The 16201-nt window shown below is 56.2% G+C and carries 14 protein-coding genes; 9 read left to right on the top strand and 5 right to left on the bottom strand.

The window, feature by feature from the left end; all coding sequences use genetic code 11:
- Positions 1–16: 16 nt before the first annotated feature.
- The 3 genes from J1782_RS16990 to J1782_RS16980 all read right to left on the bottom strand — a co-directional run bounded on the left by J1782_RS16990 (position 17) and on the right by J1782_RS16980 (position 3075).
- Positions 17–856 carry a carbohydrate ABC transporter permease gene (locus J1782_RS16990; RefSeq protein ID WP_217153568.1) on the bottom strand — a complete coding sequence of 280 codons (840 nt, stop codon included), beginning with the start codon at positions 854–856 and terminating at the stop codon, positions 17–19.
- Positions 853–1755: a carbohydrate ABC transporter permease gene (locus tag J1782_RS16985; RefSeq protein WP_217153567.1), complete on the bottom strand. Its 903-nt coding sequence runs from the start codon at positions 1753–1755 to the stop codon at positions 853–855. The genes J1782_RS16990 and J1782_RS16985 overlap by 4 nt, the downstream gene beginning before the upstream one ends.
- Positions 1756–1824: 69 nt before the next feature.
- Positions 1825–3075, bottom strand: coding sequence for an extracellular solute-binding protein (locus J1782_RS16980; protein ID WP_208951140.1), 1251 nt, complete (start codon positions 3073–3075; stop codon positions 1825–1827).
- A 316-nt stretch (positions 3076–3391) separates the two neighbouring features.
- On the opposite strand from J1782_RS16980, the gene J1782_RS16975 reads away from it, so the two are divergent.
- The 6 genes from J1782_RS16975 (at position 3392) to xdhC (ending at position 11330) form a co-directional block, all read left to right on the top strand.
- Positions 3392–4564, top strand: a complete 1173-nt coding sequence (locus tag J1782_RS16975) for an ROK family transcriptional regulator (protein ID WP_193333141.1) — start codon at positions 3392–3394, stop codon at positions 4562–4564.
- Between the two features lie 120 nt (positions 4565–4684).
- Positions 4685–6037, top strand: a complete 1353-nt coding sequence (gene guaD, locus J1782_RS16970; RefSeq protein ID WP_217153566.1) for a guanine deaminase — start codon at positions 4685–4687, stop codon at positions 6035–6037.
- On the top strand, positions 6034–6705 hold the full coding sequence (locus J1782_RS16965) for a TetR family transcriptional regulator C-terminal domain-containing protein (RefSeq protein ID WP_165057534.1): 672 nt from the start codon (positions 6034–6036) through the stop codon (positions 6703–6705). Before guaD ends, J1782_RS16965 begins: the two co-directional genes overlap by 4 nt.
- An 11-nt stretch (positions 6706–6716) precedes the next feature.
- Positions 6717–8120: a xanthine dehydrogenase small subunit gene (gene xdhA, locus J1782_RS16960; protein WP_217153565.1), complete on the top strand. Its 1404-nt coding sequence runs from the start codon at positions 6717–6719 to the stop codon at positions 8118–8120.
- Positions 8113–10530: a xanthine dehydrogenase molybdopterin binding subunit gene (xdhB, locus tag J1782_RS16955; protein ID WP_217153564.1), complete on the top strand. Its 2418-nt coding sequence runs from the start codon at positions 8113–8115 to the stop codon at positions 10528–10530. Before xdhA ends, xdhB begins: the two co-directional genes overlap by 8 nt.
- An 11-nt stretch (positions 10531–10541) precedes the next feature.
- Entirely contained in the window at positions 10542–11330 is a 789-nt protein-coding gene (xdhC, locus tag J1782_RS16950) for a xanthine dehydrogenase accessory protein XdhC (protein ID WP_208951144.1), read from the top strand.
- Between the two features lie 27 nt (positions 11331–11357).
- Here the strand turns inward: xdhC and J1782_RS16945 are convergent, their stop codons facing one another.
- Together J1782_RS16945 and J1782_RS16940 are read right to left on the bottom strand one after the other, a co-directional pair.
- Positions 11358–11660, bottom strand: coding sequence for a helix-turn-helix transcriptional regulator (locus tag J1782_RS16945; protein WP_152326227.1), 303 nt, complete (start codon positions 11658–11660; stop codon positions 11358–11360).
- Positions 11644–11982, bottom strand: a complete 339-nt coding sequence (locus tag J1782_RS16940) for a type II toxin-antitoxin system RelE/ParE family toxin (protein WP_255562213.1) — start codon at positions 11980–11982, stop codon at positions 11644–11646. Before J1782_RS16940 ends, J1782_RS16945 begins: the two co-directional genes overlap by 17 nt.
- 320 nt (positions 11983–12302) lie before the next feature.
- Here J1782_RS16940 and J1782_RS16935 point away from each other — a divergent pair, with 320 nt between their 5' ends.
- The 3 genes from J1782_RS16935 to J1782_RS16925 are packed head-to-tail and all read left to right on the top strand — an operon-like array spanning position 12303 to position 16173.
- The gene (locus J1782_RS16935) at positions 12303–13364 is read left to right on the top strand and encodes an ABC transporter ATP-binding protein (protein ID WP_217153563.1); all 1062 of its coding nucleotides are present in this window, start codon (positions 12303–12305) and stop codon (positions 13362–13364) included.
- Between the two features lie 54 nt (positions 13365–13418).
- Complete coding sequence (locus J1782_RS16930) at positions 13419–14420, top strand: ABC transporter substrate-binding protein (protein WP_193333127.1); 1002 nt, start codon at positions 13419–13421, stop codon at positions 14418–14420.
- Between the two features lie 19 nt (positions 14421–14439).
- The gene (locus J1782_RS16925) at positions 14440–16173 is read left to right on the top strand and encodes an iron ABC transporter permease (RefSeq protein WP_217153562.1); all 1734 of its coding nucleotides are present in this window, start codon (positions 14440–14442) and stop codon (positions 16171–16173) included.
- The last annotated feature ends 28 nt before the right edge of the window (positions 16174–16201 follow it).

The raw sequence follows: 16201 nt of genomic DNA, 5'->3' as shown, positions 1-16201 counted from the left end.
CCCCTGATGTTCATATTCAGCCTTTGCTGCCGCCGGCGGTTAACCCGCTGACCAGCGTTTTTTGCAGCCAGAGCGCAATAAAGAGCGGCGGAATGGCCGCGAGAATGCCGACGGCGGCAATCAGCCCGTCATCGGTGGCGCGCCCGGCGGTGAATCCGGCGATAGTCACCGGCAATGTCTGGGCGTTGATATTGTTGGTAAACAGCAGGGCGTAGAAAAATTCATCCCAGGCCAGCAGCCAGCCGAACATCGCCGAAGCGCCGAGCGCCGGTTTCGCCAGCGGCAACGTGATGCGCAGCAATACCTGCCAGTACCGCAATCCGTCGAGGCGTGAAGCCTGTTCGATATCCACCGGCAGTGCATCGAACTGGTTTTTCAGCATCCAGGTCAGGAACGGCAAAATCATCGAGCAATACACCAGAATCAGCCCGATATGCGTGTTCAGCAGGGTCAGCTTTTCCAGAATGAAATACAGCGGCAGCACGAAGGCCACCGGCGGCACCATATAGATTGCCAGGCTGCCAAACAGCCAGCCGTCGCGGCCAGGATAACGGGAAAAGCTGTAGGCCGCCGGAATGGCCAGCAGCAGGGAAATCACCGTTGCGCAGCAGGCCACCAGCAAACTGTTGCCGAGCGCGTGCAGGAACAACGCGCCTGGTGTTCCTGCCTGCAACGTCAGCAGGCTGGCGTAGCGGCTGAAATCCCAGTGGCGTGGCACCCATTCCAGCGGAATGCGGGTCAGATCTTCCGCCGAACTGACGCTCATCAGGAACATCCACAACAGCGGCGCGAGTATGGATACGGCCAGAACCAGCGCGGCGAGATAACGTAAAACGAGCCGGATTTTCTGTTTCATTCTGCATTCCCCGAACGGCGCTGGCGCAGCAGCATGACCATATAAACCAGAATTAACAGGGCGCAAATCAGCGTCATGAGAATGGCGTAAGCGGCACCGCTGCCCGCCCGCAGATAGCTGAAAGATTCCTGATAGACAAAGAAGCTGACGGTTTTGGTGCTGTCGAGCGGGCCGCCGCGGGTCATCACGTAGATGATGTCGAAGACTTTAAACGCGTCGATGGTGCGCAAAATCAGCGCCACTGCCAGCGGAGCCGCAATCGCCGGTAAGGTGATTTTACGAAAGCGCAGGAACGCCGACGCGCCGTCGAGCCGCGCGGCTTCAAATAAATCCTCAGGAATGGTTTGCAGCGCCGCCAGCACCAGCAGGGTGATCAGCGGATAGTTCTTCCAGATATCGGCAAACATCACGGCGTTAATGGCCGACGACGGGTCGCCGAGCCAGCTGCGGTAGGTGTCGATAAGACCAAGCTGGGAAAGCAGGGCGTTGATGCTGCCGTAGTCCGGATTGAAGTTCAGCCGCCACATTGTGGCGTTAACAATCGTCGGCAGCGCCCAGGGCAAGATCACCAGCACGCGTAACGCACTGCGCCCCCGGAATTTCTGGTTCAGCAGCAGCGCCACCAGCACGCCGATGAAGCCTTCGAAAATCACCGAAACTACGGTGAAATAGAGCGTCCGCCACAGTGCGGCGCGAAAATCCGGATCGGTCAGAGCATAAATAAAATTGTCGCTGCCGACCCAGTTGGGCGCAGAACCGTCGCCAATCAGGCCAGCGTCGGTGAAACTGAGCCACAGCGTGCGTGCCAGCGGCCAGGCGGTCAGCAGAAACATCATTAACAACATGGGCACAAGGAGCAACCAGGCCTGTCGACGTTCTCGTTGCGGTAAAGTCAGCATAATTTTCCGTGGTGTTGGTTTGCCCCGCATACCGCAGTATCCGGGGCGTTGTGTTGGCTTTAAAAAAACTTAACGTAAACGGTCAGCGGCTGTGGTTGCGGCTTCCATACCGTCTTTCGCCGGGGTTTTACCCTGCAATACCGCCTGAATGTTTTGCTGCAAAATGTTCGACAAGCGTGAGTAATCTGCCGTCACCGGGCGCGAAAGCATCACATTCAGCGAGACTTTTGCCGCCGCAATCAGGGCTTCCTGATCTTTCTGCACCGCCGGGTCGTCATAAGAGGATTTCCAGATTGGCAGGCTCAGTTTGGCGTATTTGTTCTGTACCGGCTGGGAGGTCATGTAGCTGATGTATTCCCACGCCTGATCCGGATGCGCACTGGCTTTGGCGATGCCCAAACCCATCGAACCGTTCACGCCGGACGCCTCACCTGCGGTTTCGCCCGGTGCCGGGATCACACCGACGTCACCCGCGACTTTGCTCTGTTTCGGGTCGTTGGCCATGTTGTACATGTAGGTCCAGTTCAGCGCGAAGGCCGCGTCGCCGTTGGAAAACGACTTACGCACGTCCTCTTCCAGATATTCGCGGGAGTTCGGGTTGGTCAGCCCTTTATCCAGCGTCTCTTTCATGTAGTTGATGGCTTTCATCGCGCCGGTATTGGTGAAGTTCAGCTTACCGTCTTTGTAGAAATCGCCTTTGAACGCCGAAACCAGCGTGGTGTAGTCACAGAGCAAGGCTTCGGATTGTGACCAGCTCCAGACCAGCGGGAATTTTACGATGCCTTTTTCTTTCAGGATCTCAGACTGTTTCTCAACGTCAGCCCAGGTCGCAGGCGGGGTGGTGATCCCGGCTTTTGCCAGCATCGCTTTGTTGTAGTACAGATATTTGGTGTCGAGGATCCACGGCATGCCCCAGCGTTTATCTTTGTAGGTCACGGTAGAAATCGCGCCGTCAAAAATCTTGCTGCTTTCGTCTGCGGGAATACGCGCCGTGACATCCTGCAACAGGCCGTATTTGTTGAATTCGGCTGGCCATATCGCATCAAACAGCACCACGTCATAACCTTTGTCACCGGCACCGCGGGCGGCCACGATTTTGTCGTGCAGCGCTTCGTACGGGACAAATTCCAGATTCACTTTGATGTCAGGGTGTTGTTTAGTGAAGTCCGCGGTCATGGCGCGGATATCGGCTTCGCTGTACGCCGCCTGAGTCATAAACAAGGCACTGAGCGTGGTTTCAGCCAGTGCATTCACCGAATATCCCAGGGTGAGGGCAGAGAGGGCGCACAGGGTGGCCGCAGGGGTAAGTCGTAGGCTCATCGTCATTCTCCGAAACAGGGTTAAGTTTATTAAATCAATTTGATTGCTTTAATGGACTAAAAAAAATGGGATGACCGTTGATGACGGCAACCCCTGCATCCCTGCCGGATTGATACTTGCTACCTGAGGCTTAAAACGAATTCTATAAACGGTGCAAACTGAATAGTGACTGACGATTATTATTAACATACCAATAACATTGAAAGCTGTGATGGCATCGTCATATTCATATTCTGATATTTATAAAATCAATTTGATTGCTGTAATCACTCTCCGCATACTGCCCACAGGTTTCCCCTTTGGGTACAAAGCCGTGATAACAACTTCTGGTACCAATCTTGAACATGCCCGCGCGCACAATCGCCGGGTCGTCATCGAAGCCATTCGCCTCAACGGTGAGCTGACCCGCGCGGAAATTGCCCGGCTGACGTCACTCACGCCGCAGACGGTTTCCAATATTGCGACCGAACTCGAACAGGCGGGCATACTCTCTTCCCATCTGCCGCGTCGTGCGGGCGGACGTGGTCAACCGGCAACGCCACTGACACTCAATCCTGACAGCGCCTATTCCATCGGCATCCATCTTGATCATCAGTCGCTGCTGATTGTGCTGGTGGATCTCACGGGCTCGGTGCGTTTTCGCCACCAGATCCACATACAGAAACCTCAGCCTGAGCCCACGCTGGCCCTGATTGATCAGATACTGCAAGAAATGCGCCAACAGGTGAAAATCGACTGGCGCAAAATGCTGGGCGTCGGCGTGGTGATGCCGGGGCCGTTTGGCGTTGAGGGCATTTCTTCGCAGGGGCCGACCACGCTGCACGGCTGGGATAATGTGGATATTGAAGCGCGGTTGAGTGCGTCTACCGGCTGGCCGGTCACGCTTGAAAACGATGCGACGGTGGCGGCCATCGGCGAGCGTTTTCACGGCATTGCCAAGCAGCTTTCCTCGTTTGTGTATCTCTATATCGGCACCGGCCTCGGCGCGGGGATCTTCACCGACGGGCGGATTTACACCGGTCATGCACATAATGCGGGCGAGGTCGGCCACATTGTGGTGCAACCGGGCGGTCGCGAATGCTATTGCGGCAACAAAGGATGCCTCGAACGCTACGTTTCTTTGCAAGCCGCGTACGAAGCCTGCGGGCTGGATCCGATGTCCGCCATGCCGGAGGATTTGCTGAATGTCGATGAGGCCTTGTTTGATAAATGGCTGGATACTGCGGTCGAACCGGCGCTTCAGGCCATCAATATTATGGAATGCGTGTTTGATGCGCAGAGCGTGATTATCGGCGGCACGATGCCGAAACCGCTGGTGGAGAAGCTGATCAGGCGCCTGACGCCGCTCTACAGCTCAGTGCGCAGCCGGTATGCGCAAAGTGCTCGGATCCGCATCGGGATGTCCGGCAGCGATACCCCGGCGCTGGGCGCGGCGGCGTTGCCGATCTTTGATGAATTCAATCCGCAATATGAGGTGTTGCTGAAGTAGTTTTGGCTGGCGCACAGAAAAAGAACCAGACGGTCTGACCGGTTGGTCAGATTTGGCATAAGCTTTGCAAACGTTCTGTTATTAATCATCAATAAGAATGTTGCACAGAAGGACTATGCCATGAGTCAGGTTATCACCCGCGCGGTACGCGGAAACTTCTTTGATATCCGCCAGCCGGTCTCCGGGCCGGAAGAACTTGAAGCCAGCGTACGTTATATCGAAGACGGCCTGATGCTGCTGAGCGGCGGGCATATCGTCTGGCTCGGGGAATGGCTGGAGGGCGAAGCAAAGCTCGCTGGCGTTCGAAAAACCGCCGGGCTGGAAATTGATGATTACCGCGACAAACTGATCGTTCCCGGTTTTGTCGATACCCATATTCACTACCCGCAAACCGAAATGATCGGCGCGTACGGCGAGCAACTGCTCGAATGGCTGACGCGCTATACCTTTCCGACAGAACAACAATATCACTGCGCGGATTACGCAAAGCGCATGTCGAAATTCTTCATCAACCAGCTTTTACTCAACGGCACCACCACGGCGCTGGTGTTTGGAACCGTGCATCCGCAGTCCGTCGATGCGTTGTTCAAAGAAGCGTCTGACATCAACATGCGGCTGGTGGCAGGCAAAGTGATGATGGACAAAAACGCCCCCGACGCACTGCTGGAAACCCCGGAGCAAAGTGAAGCCGATACGCGCGCACTGATTGCGCGCTGGCATAACCGTCAGCGCCTGAGCTACGCGCTGACGCCGCGTTTTGCGCCGACATCCTCGCCTGAACTGCTGCAAAAAGTCCGTCTGCTGAAGCAGGAATTCCCGGACGTGTATATGCACACCCATCTCAGCGAAAACGTGGCGGAACTCTCCTGGGTAAAAGAAATGCACCCGGAACATCAGCATTATCTCGACGTTTATCATCAGCACGGTCTGACCGGCGAGCGCTGCGTATTCGCGCATTGTCTGCATCTTGATGACAGCGAATGGGACTGTCTGAGCGAAACGGATTCGACGATTGCGTTTTGCCCGACGTCCAACCTGTTTCTCGGCAGCGGTTTGTTCAACCTGCAAAAAACCTGGCAGAAGCAGATCCGCGTGGGGATGGGCACCGACGTTGGCGCAGGCACCACTTTCAACATGCTGCAAACGTTGCTCGAAGCTTACAAAGTTGGCCAGCTGCAACGTTACCGGTTATCGGCTTTCGAAGCTTTTTACCACGCCACGCTGGGCGGCGCGCGGGCGCTGCATCTCGATGACAAAATCGGCAATTTTGACGCCGGAAAAGAAGCCGATTTCGTGGTGCTCGAGCCGGGCGTCAGCGCGCTGCAAAAACTGCGTGCGACCAACAGCAATACGCTTGCCGAAAAGCTGTTTGTGCTGATGACGCTGGGCGACGACCGTAATGTTTACTGCACGTATGTCGATGGCGAGCAGGTCTATGCGCGCGATGCTTTGCAGGGGGAACGTTCAGCATGATGAACAATGAAACCGGCGGCAAAGTCCGCGTCGCACGTGAACGAACACTGGAGAATATCCACGCCGCCGCCATTGCAGAATTTAGCGAAAAGGGCTTTCAGGGCGCGACGACTCAGGCCATTGCTCAGCGCGCGGGGATCAAAAAAGCCCAGCTGCATTACTACATCGCCGGAAAAGAGGAGCTGTACGAAGAACTCTTGCAGAAAGTGCTGAAAGTCTGGGGCGACATCATTCAGTTCGACCCGACGCTCAGTGAACCTGAAGCCGTGCTGAGCCGCTACATCCGCAACAAGCTGAGTTTTTCGTTCGACCAGCCGGAACTGTCGCGCATTTTCACCAGCGAAGTGCTGAGCGGTGGCCATTATTTGCAGAAGTACTGGCCGCAGGCGACACAGAACATCGTCGGAAAAGAAAACCTGATCCATCAGTGGATTGTTGAGGGCAAAATCCGCCCGCTGGATGCGCGTCTGTTCATCATGCACATCTGGGCGCTGACGCAGTATTACGCCGATTTCGCCGTGCAGGTGAAACATATGTACGGCAATTTCGGGGGCGATACACAGGCGCGCGAGCACATTATCGGCGAAGTGACGACACTGATTCTGAATGGCTGTAAAGCCTTTGCTCCTCCCCCTTCGCAGGGTAGAGAGCAAACCAGTGATTTTTGAAGGATATGATCATGATCCAGTTTCTGATGAACGGCAGGATCCAGACGGAAAATCTGCCGGACGATACCACGGTTCTCCAGTATCTGCGCCGCGATGCCGGGCGCTGCGGTACCAAAGAAGGCTGCGCCTCCGGTGACTGCGGCGCCTGCACCGTCGTGCTGGCCGAAAAAGAGGGCGACAGGCTGAAATACACCACGGTCAACGCCTGCCTGACGTTTATGCCTGCGATACATGGCAAACAGCTGATCACCGTGGAAGATCTCAAACATCGTGGCGAACTGCATCACGTGCAGCAGGCAATGGCGGATAACCACGCCTCGCAGTGCGGTTTCTGCACGCCGGGGTTTGTGATGTCGCTGTTTGCGCTGGAAAAACAGCAGCAGGCTTTCAGCGTGGAGCATACTCAGCACGCGCTTTCCGGCAATCTCTGCCGCTGCACCGGTTATCGTCCGATCATGGATGCGGCGAAAGCCATTTGTGATGCGCCGCAGCCCGATCAGTTTGATGCTGATGCACAGCAGACGCTTGAAAAGCTAAGGGCAATTTCTGCCACTGACCAGCCGGTGAGCATGGATGAACTGGCCGCACGTTATCTTGCTGAACCGGTTTCCCGTCTGGTGGCCGGTGGCACCGATCTGGCGCTGGAAGTGACCCAGCGCTATCAGCGTCTGCCGAAACTGATTTCACTGAGTCATATTCCTGAACTCAAAATGATTACGCTGACCGGTCAGGCTATTCACATTGGCGCTGCGGCACCGCTGAGCGACTGTATGCCGGTCTTACACGATGAATTCCCCGAATTCGGCGAATTGCTTGAACGCTTTGCTTCGCAGCAAATCCGTAATCAGGGCACATTTGGCGGCAATATCGCCAACGGCTCACCGATTGGCGACGGCGGCCCGGTTCTGCTGGCGCTGGGGGCGTCATTACTGTTGCGTTGCGGCGCGGAACAACGCGAATTACCGCTGGACGAATTCTTCCTCGGCTATCGCAAAACGGCGTTACAGCCGGGCGAATTTATTGAGCAAATCCGCATTCCGCGCGTGACGTCTGAGGCTCGGCAGTTGCGGGTATACAAAGTGTCGAAACGGCTCGAGGACGACATTTCAGCGGTGTGCGCCGCGCTACAGATTGAAGTCCGCGACGGCGTGGTGGTGCATGCACGCATCGCGTTCGGCGGCATGGCGGAAGTGGCGAAACGCGCTACCCATTGTGAAGCGCAACTGCTCGGGCAACCGTGGCAAACCGCCACCCTTGAGCACGCATGTCAGGCACTGGAGAAGGATTTCACACCGATCACTGATTTCCGCGCCAGCCGCGAATACCGCATGCAGGTCGCCAAAAACCTGCTGCGCCGCTGCCATATCGAACTGACTTCTCCTGAAACGCTGATGCGGGTAACTCATTATGTCTGAATCCAAACCGTCACTTTCCCGGCAGGAGATGGAACAGTTGTTCCGTGCCGGACTTCAAAGCGGCGTGGGCAAAAGCCAGAAACACGAAAGCGCGGATAAACACGTCAGCGGAGAAGCGGTGTACACCGATGACCGGCTGGAGTTTCCGCGTCAGCTGCATCTGGTGCCGCTGCTCAGCCCGCACGCGCACGCCGACATTCTGCATATCGATACCGGACCTTGTTACAGCGTGCCGGGCGTGGTGCGGGTGATGACGGCGGAAGATGTGCCGGGTAATCCTGATATTGCGCCGCTGACCCACGGCGACCCGCTGATGGCGCAGGGCGTGGTGGAATACGTCGGGCAGATTGTGCTGGTGGTCGCCGCGACTTCTCCGGAAGCCGCCCGCGCCGCCGTTGCGCTGGCGAAAGTGGATTATCAGCCCCGTGACGCCGTGCTGACCATCAAACAGGCTCTGGCACTTGAGCATTACGTAGAAGAACCGCATCAGCATAAACGTGGCGATGCCGGAATGGCGCTGGCCAGTGCACCGCACCGCCTGCAGGGCGAGCTGGAGATTGGCGGGCAGGAGCATTTTTATCTGGAAACCCAGATTGCGTCGGTGATGCCGGGCGAAGACGGAGCGATGCTGGTTTACAGCTCGACGCAGCATCCGACCGAAGTCCAGAAACTGGTGGCCTCGGTGCTGGATTTACCGATGCACAAAGTGGTGGTCGATATGCGTCGCATGGGCGGCGGTTTTGGAGGTAAGGAAACGCAGGCGGCAGGCACGGCCTGTCTGGCCGCGCTGGCGGCTCATCTTACCGGACGCCCGGCGAAAATGCGTCTGGCGCGGCAGGACGACATGTTGATCACCGGCAAACGACATCCGTTTCACGTCAGCTACGACGTCGGGTTTACGGATGACGGCATCATTCACGGTATCGACCTGAAGCTGGCGGCCAACTGCGGGTATTCGCTGGATCTCTCCGGTTCCATTGTTGACCGGGCGATGTTCCATTCCGATAACGCCTATTACCTCGGCGACGCCTTAATTACCGGTTACCGCTGTAAAACCAATATGGCGTCTAATACTGCGTACCGCGGTTTTGGCGGGCCACAGGGAATTCTGGCCATCGAGCATATTGTCGATCACATCGCCCGCGAACTGGGGAGGGATCCGCTGACCGTGCGCAAAAACAATTACTACGGCCAGGAAACCCGTAACGTCACACATTACCACCAGCCGGTCGGTCAGAATCTGCTTGAGGAGATGACCCGCCAGCTGGAAGAAAGCGCGGAATATGCCGCAAGGCGTGACGCTGTCACTCTGTTTAATCAAAGCAATCCGTATCTTAAAAAGGGACTGGCGCTGACGCCGGTGAAATTCGGCATCTCCTTTACCGCCAGTTTTCTCAATCAGGCGGGGGCTCTGGTGCTGGTTTACACCGACGGCAGCATTCAGCTCAACCACGGCGGCACGGAAATGGGACAGGGGCTCAATACCAAAGTGGCACAGGTGGTCGCCGAAGTTTTTCAGGTTGATATCAGCCGCATTCAGATTACGGCTACGGACACCGGAAAAGTGCCGAATACCTCGCCAACGGCCGCCTCTTCAGGCGCGGACCTTAACGGTAAAGCGGCGCAGAATGCAGCCGAAATCATTAAAGCGCGCATGGTGGAAATGCTGATGCGTGTTCACGACGCGGCAGAAAGCGACGTGGAGTTTAGCAACGGCCTGGTGCGGGTCAAAAACCAGTATTTCAGCTTTGAGCAGGTCGCCACCCAGTGCTGGCTCAATCAGGTGCCGCTTTCCAGCACCGGCTATTACAAAACGCCGAAGATTTTCTATGACCGCAGCAAGGCCGCCGGGCATCCTTTCTATTATTTCTCGTATGGTGCGGCCTGCGCCGAGGTGCTGGTTGATACGCTGACCGGCGAATACAAACTGCTGCGCGCCGATATTTTGCATGACGTTGGCGATTCGCTGAATCCGGCGATAGACATCGGCCAGGTGGAAGGCGGATTTGTTCAGGGCATGGGCTGGCTGACGACCGAAGAACTGGTATGGAACGACAAAGGGCGGCTGATGACCAGTGGCCCGGCGGCGTACAAAATCCCGGCCATTGGTGATATCCCGCAGGATTTGCGCGTTCATCTGGTGGAAAACCGAAAGAACCCGGAAGACACGGTTTTCCATTCCAAAGCCGTGGGTGAACCACCGTTTATGCACGGAATATCTGTCTGGTGCGCGATTAAAGACGCGGTTTCCAGTCTCGCGGATTACCGCGTTCATCCGCATATCGATGCACCTGCCACGCCGGAAAGGGTGCTGAACGGCATTAATCAGCTGAGATTTTACGGTGACGTTGTCACAAGGGACGGCTGTGAAACACCCCTCAGCGAAATAACCGAAAAAGCGAACGGTTAACGGAGGTTTTTATGCGTACCGATGACTGGATAACCCGTTTACATGACCTACGGCAGCGCGGCGAGCCTTGCGTGGTGGCGACGCTGGTCGATCAGCAAGGTTCAACGCCGCGTGATGCGGGCAGTAAAATGCTGATCACCGCCGGTGACCAGTTTTATACCCTGGGCGGCGGAAATCTGGAGTTTCAGGTCACTGCCATTGCCCGTGAAATGCTGCAACAGGGCGCGAAAACCAGCCGGTTAGAGCGTTTCTCGTTAGGCGCACGGCTCGGTCAATGCTGCGGGGGGATGGCGTCCGTTTTGCTGGAACCCCTCGGGCAACCTCAGCCGCATGTGGTGGTGTATGGCGCCGGACACGTCGGCCGCGCGCTGGTGAACATACTCAGTACGTTACCGTGCCGGATAACCTGGGTGGATGCGCGTGCCAGTGAATTTCCTGTTCACGTTGACCCGCAGATTACCTGTGTGGTGGATGACGAGCCGGAAGGCACCGTGGCGCAAATGCCCGCGGGCAGTTACTTCATGGTTTTGACCCACGATCATCAGCTGGATTTTGCCCTCAGCGAAAAGATTCTGAAACGCGGTGATTTCCGCTACTTCGGACTGATTGGTTCTGAGACGAAGCGTAAACGCTTTGATTATCGTTTATCCGGCAAGGGGATTTCCGGCGAGCAACTGATGAGAATGCGTTGCCCGGTCGGCCTGCCGGATGTGCGGGGTAAACTCCCCGCTGAAATCGCAGTGGCGATAGCGGGGGAATTTATCGCGGCGTACGGGGCGCAAAATCAGGCGGTTAACTGACAGACTTTTGTCCGGACCCGCTGAAGGCTAGCCGTGCAGTTTTTTGAATTCAAAAGTGCCGCCAAGCGCGACCGCGTAACGACTGACGGTATTAAGCGTCGGGGATGCGGCACCGTTTTCAAACCGGCTGATATTTTGTTTTTTCATGCCGGTGCGCCGCGCGATATCCTCCTGCGTCAGGGATTCCGCCAGTCGCGCTGCCTTGAGTTCGGCGACCATTTTTTTGTGTACCTGAATGGCCTCATATGCTGCGGCGAATTCAGGATCCTGCATCATCTCCTCCATAACTGCGCTGAGGGGAATGAGTTTGTTTTCATCGTAATCTTTCATATTCATCCTTTTTAATATTTTTCATACGTTGTAATGCCAGTTCTAAATCCTGAAGCGGCGTTTTAGCCGTTTTCTTATGCAGGATATGCACGACATAAATGCGGCGACCCTGCATAAAAAAATAAAACGCTCTGCCCAGGCCCTCCAGACTGGTTACCCGGACTTCCCGTATTCCATTTCCGACATACCGGACCTGCGGATCCTGTAACGCGGCACCGTAGATCTCCAGCTCCTTCAAAGCATCAGCAATGCTGGCACTCAGCGTGGGAGGCAACTTGCGAAGCTCCTTCATGGCAGCGGGTAATACCGTCACGTCGTACACAATGGCGTTCCTTGCGGTGGAGTATGATTACGTTTTGTGCAAAGTGGAAGTAATCATTTATGATTATTTTTAAACGGGAACGGGGTTCACATACTTTCCCGCACCCGACGCGTTGTGCCATCGCACCCGCGCATCCTGTCGGGTAATTACAGGGAATTCAGAAGGGCGATCTTTTCCTCCGCGATGCCTCGCAAAAAATAAATCACTGAAACATAGGACAAACCAAACCTTCGCAACCCGTTCATAAAACAGTCACAAAACCGCAGTAATTTGTTTTCTCATTGAACAGGCCATCGCCGCTTTGAGGAAAACACCGACGCATGTCTGCCATCCAGATTTCCCACCTGAGTAAATCCTTCGCCACACAACCGGTGCTTAACGATGTCTCCCTGCATATCCGGCCGGGGGAATTTGTGGCCGTGCTGGGTCCGTCGGGTTGCGGAAAAACTACACTCCTGCGTACCGTGGCGGGGTTCGAGCCGGTCAACAGCGGCACGATCACCGTTGGCGACCGTCTGTTTTCATCGCCAGATGTGCATGTGCAGCCGGAGAAACGTGAGCTGGGAATTGTGTTTCAGAATTACGCGTTGTGGCCGCATATGTCGGTGGAAGAAAACGTGGCGTACAGCCTGAAAGTCGTGGGAATGGACCGCAATGAACGGCGCGTACGCACACAAGAGGCGCTGACGCTGGTCGGGTTACGCGAATTTGCGACACGGCGGCCATCGGATTTATCGGGAGGTCAGCGGCAGCGTGTTGCGCTGGCACGTTGTCTGGTTACACGCCCGGGCGTAGTGCTGCTCGATGAACCGCTGGCAAACCTGGATGTACACCTGCGGGCGGCGATGGAAGAAGAGTTCAGCCGTTTTCATCAGCACACCGGCGCGACGCTGCTGTATATCACTCATGACCAGCAGGAGGCGATGTCGCTGGCGGACCGCGTGGTGGTCATGAACGAAGGGCGCGTGATGCAGTTTGCCACGCCACAGATTTTGTACCGGGAACCGGCCAATGAAATGGTCGCCACGTTTATCGATGAGGGGCGCGTCATTCCGGTGACGGATGTTCAGCCGGACGGCAACGGTCATGCGCGGGTAGCGATTTTCGGCACCCAGGTCAGGTTACGTACGGCGGTTTCACAGCCTTCCGTGGCAAAAGCGCAGGCATGTGTTCACGCGGCGGATTTACGTTTTGCCGAACCGGGCGAAGCGGGGATTGCCGCACGGGTTTCCCGGCAGATTTATCGCGGCGGCTACTGCCAGACAGACATCACGCCATATGCCGCGCCGGAACTCCGATTATCCATTCATTCTAAAAATGAGGTTCAGCCGGGTGACAACGTCACTTTTATCATCACAGACGGCTGGGTACTTCCTCAATGATCCCTTCTCCATTCACTCATTCTTAAAACTATTGATTCTCAAAAGGACAGGGCTATGCACATTTCTAATACCATCAGATTGAGTTTTTGCACGCTGTCACTGGCTACCGTGCTGTTCACTTCTGCCAATGCGGCAGAAACGGCGTCGGGCAAACTGGTGATTTATACTTCTCAGGCACCGGAAATCGCACAACAGACAGTCGATGCCTTTAAAGCGGCATATCCCGACGTTCAGGTGGAATGGACGCGTAACGGCACCACGCAGCTGATGAATGTGTTGCAGACGGAAATGATGGCCGGAGATGTGAAAGCCGATGTGCTGCTGGTGGCAGATTCCATCAATCTGGGTGCCCTGAAAAAAGACGGCAAGCTGATGGCGTATCCTGATGCGCCGGTCAGTAATATCAGCCCGGATTTTTACGATAAAGATAAAACCTGGTTCGGCACAAAAATCATCGCCACGGTCATTGCTTACAACACGAAAAATGCCAAACCGGTCGGCAGCTGGATGGCGCTGACCGACGCACAGAATAAAGGCCAGGTGGCGGTGCCAAGCCCGTTGTATTCCGGGGCTGCGCTTTATCACCTGCACACGGCCATTAACACGCCGGATATTGGCTGGGCGTTTTATCAGAAACTGGCGGCAAACGGGATTACGCCGGAAGGTGGAAATGGCCCGGCGCTGAAAGCCGTTGCCAGCGGCATGGCGAAATACGGTGTGATCACGGATGCCGATATTATTCGTGCGAAGAAACAAGGCTCACCGATTGATCTGGTGTATCCGAAAGAAGGCGCGTCATTTGTGACAGAGCCGGTAGCCATCCTCGCCGGGGCGCATAACGTGCCGGCAGCCAAAGCGTTTGTGAATTTCATGCTCTCGCCGCAGGGACAGCAACTGGTGGCAAAACAGGGTAACCGTCCGATTGATGCAACCGTTCCTGCACCGGAAGGGTTTGCGCCGGTGGGTTCCATCAAACTGCTGACGCTCGATTCTGACAAAGCCGTGGCTGACGATAAGCAGGTACGTGCGAAATTCACAGAAATCTTCGGCGGCTGATGGCTGAAGGGAAAGGCAGATGAGCGTGATGAGTGAAATTCAGCGCCGCACAGTGGCTGCGCACAGGCGTTACTGGCCGGGCAGCGAAAAGGCGGTTCTCTGGGGGCTGACGCTGCTGATTGGCATTTTGTCTGTAGCACCGCTGGCGCGACTGGTGTGGGCGGCGGTGGCACCGCAGGGTATCCCGGATTTCTCGCGGTTGAGCCATCTGCTGGGAACACGACGGGTGCTGACCGCCACGCTGAATACGCTGACGATTGCCGTTGTCTCCACGTTGCTGGCGATGTTGCTCGGCACCGTGGCGGCGCTGCTTATCGCGTTAACCAATTTACGCGGCAAGCAGGCATGGGTTTTCACGTTCATCCTGCCGCTGATGATCCCGCCGCAGGTGACGGCGCTGGCGTGGGTTCAGGCGCTTTCGCCGTCCAGCCCGGTCTTGCAGTTCTTCGGACTGAGCCTGCCGCCGGGTTCCCCTTCGCCGTTATATTCGATGAGCGGCATCCTTCTTTTACTGGGTTTGCACAATGCGCCGCTGGTTTTTCTGATGGTGCGCGCGGGGCTGCGTCGTTTGCCCGCCGATCTGGTTGAAGCTGCGCGGGCAGGCGGGGCGCAACCGTGGCGGGTTCTGTTTACGATCATTTTGCCACTGGTACGTCCGGCGATTTTTGCCGGTGCGGCGCTGTCGTTTGTTACGGCGGCGGGTAATTTCGGTATTCAGGCGATGCTGGGCATTCCGGGGCGCGTTCCCACATTGATCACGCTGGTTTATCAGCAACTCAATACCCTTGGTGCATCGGCGCTGGCGGATATGGCGGTGCTGTCTTTGCTGATTGCCACGATTACGCTGGGCGGTCTGATGATCAGCCGGTGGCTGGGCGGGCGTCAGGATGTGCGCGTGACCGGTACGCCACGATCTTTACATCAGTCACTCGGGCGCTGGCGTTTACTGGTAGAGATTATCGTCTGGCTCTGGATGATCCTGACCCTGTTATTGCCGCTTTCCGCGCTTCTGACAACATCACTGACGCAGGGATTCGGGCAGGCGCTGACGTTTAGCAGCCTGACGCTGACTAATTATGCCAATGCGCTGTTCGGGTATCCGGCTATCCGCCAGGCCTTTTTCACCAGTCTGGGGCTGACGCTGCTTACGGCGGTGATCCTGACCGTCGCCTCGCTGTTTCTGGCTTATTTTCTCAGCTGGCAGCGCACGCGGCTGGTGCGCGTTTTACAGTTATCCACGGAGCTGGCTTATGCGTTACCGGGGATTGTCACGGGCATTGCCGCCATTCTGTTTTTCCTTAAACCCCTGCCGCTGATCCACGTCAGCCTGTATGGCACGGTGTGGATTATTCTCGCGGCCTATCTTTCCAACTTTATGGCGCTGGTTCTGCGGCCCACGATGGCGGGCTTTGCGCAGATTGAACGTTCTCTGGATGAGGCCGCACAAATCTTTGGTGCCGGTTTCCTGCGGCGGATGCGCGATATCCTGATGCCGCTGGCGGCACCTTCAGCAATGGCAGGGACGATTCTGGTGGTCCTGACGGCGCTTAATGAAATTCAGGTGTCGGTTCTGCTGGTGACGTCCGGCACTCAGACGCTTGGCCCGATGATTGTGTTTCTCGACGAGGGCGGCTCTTCGACGCTCGCGGCGGCTACAGGTTGCCTGATGATTGGTGTGGTGCTGATGCTGATGTTACTGGCGTCGGTGTTTGCCCGACGTTTGCCGGAAGGTGTGCTGCCGTGGAGGGTATGAATTAAGGAAGTCGGTAAAGTGCTAAACA

Origin of the sequence: Rahnella sp. BCC 1045 (assembly GCF_019049615.1) — a bacterium.
GTDB classification, from domain to species: domain Bacteria; phylum Pseudomonadota; class Gammaproteobacteria; order Enterobacterales; family Enterobacteriaceae; genus Rahnella; species Rahnella contaminans.
This window is presented reverse-complemented; position numbering and strand designations above follow the sequence as displayed.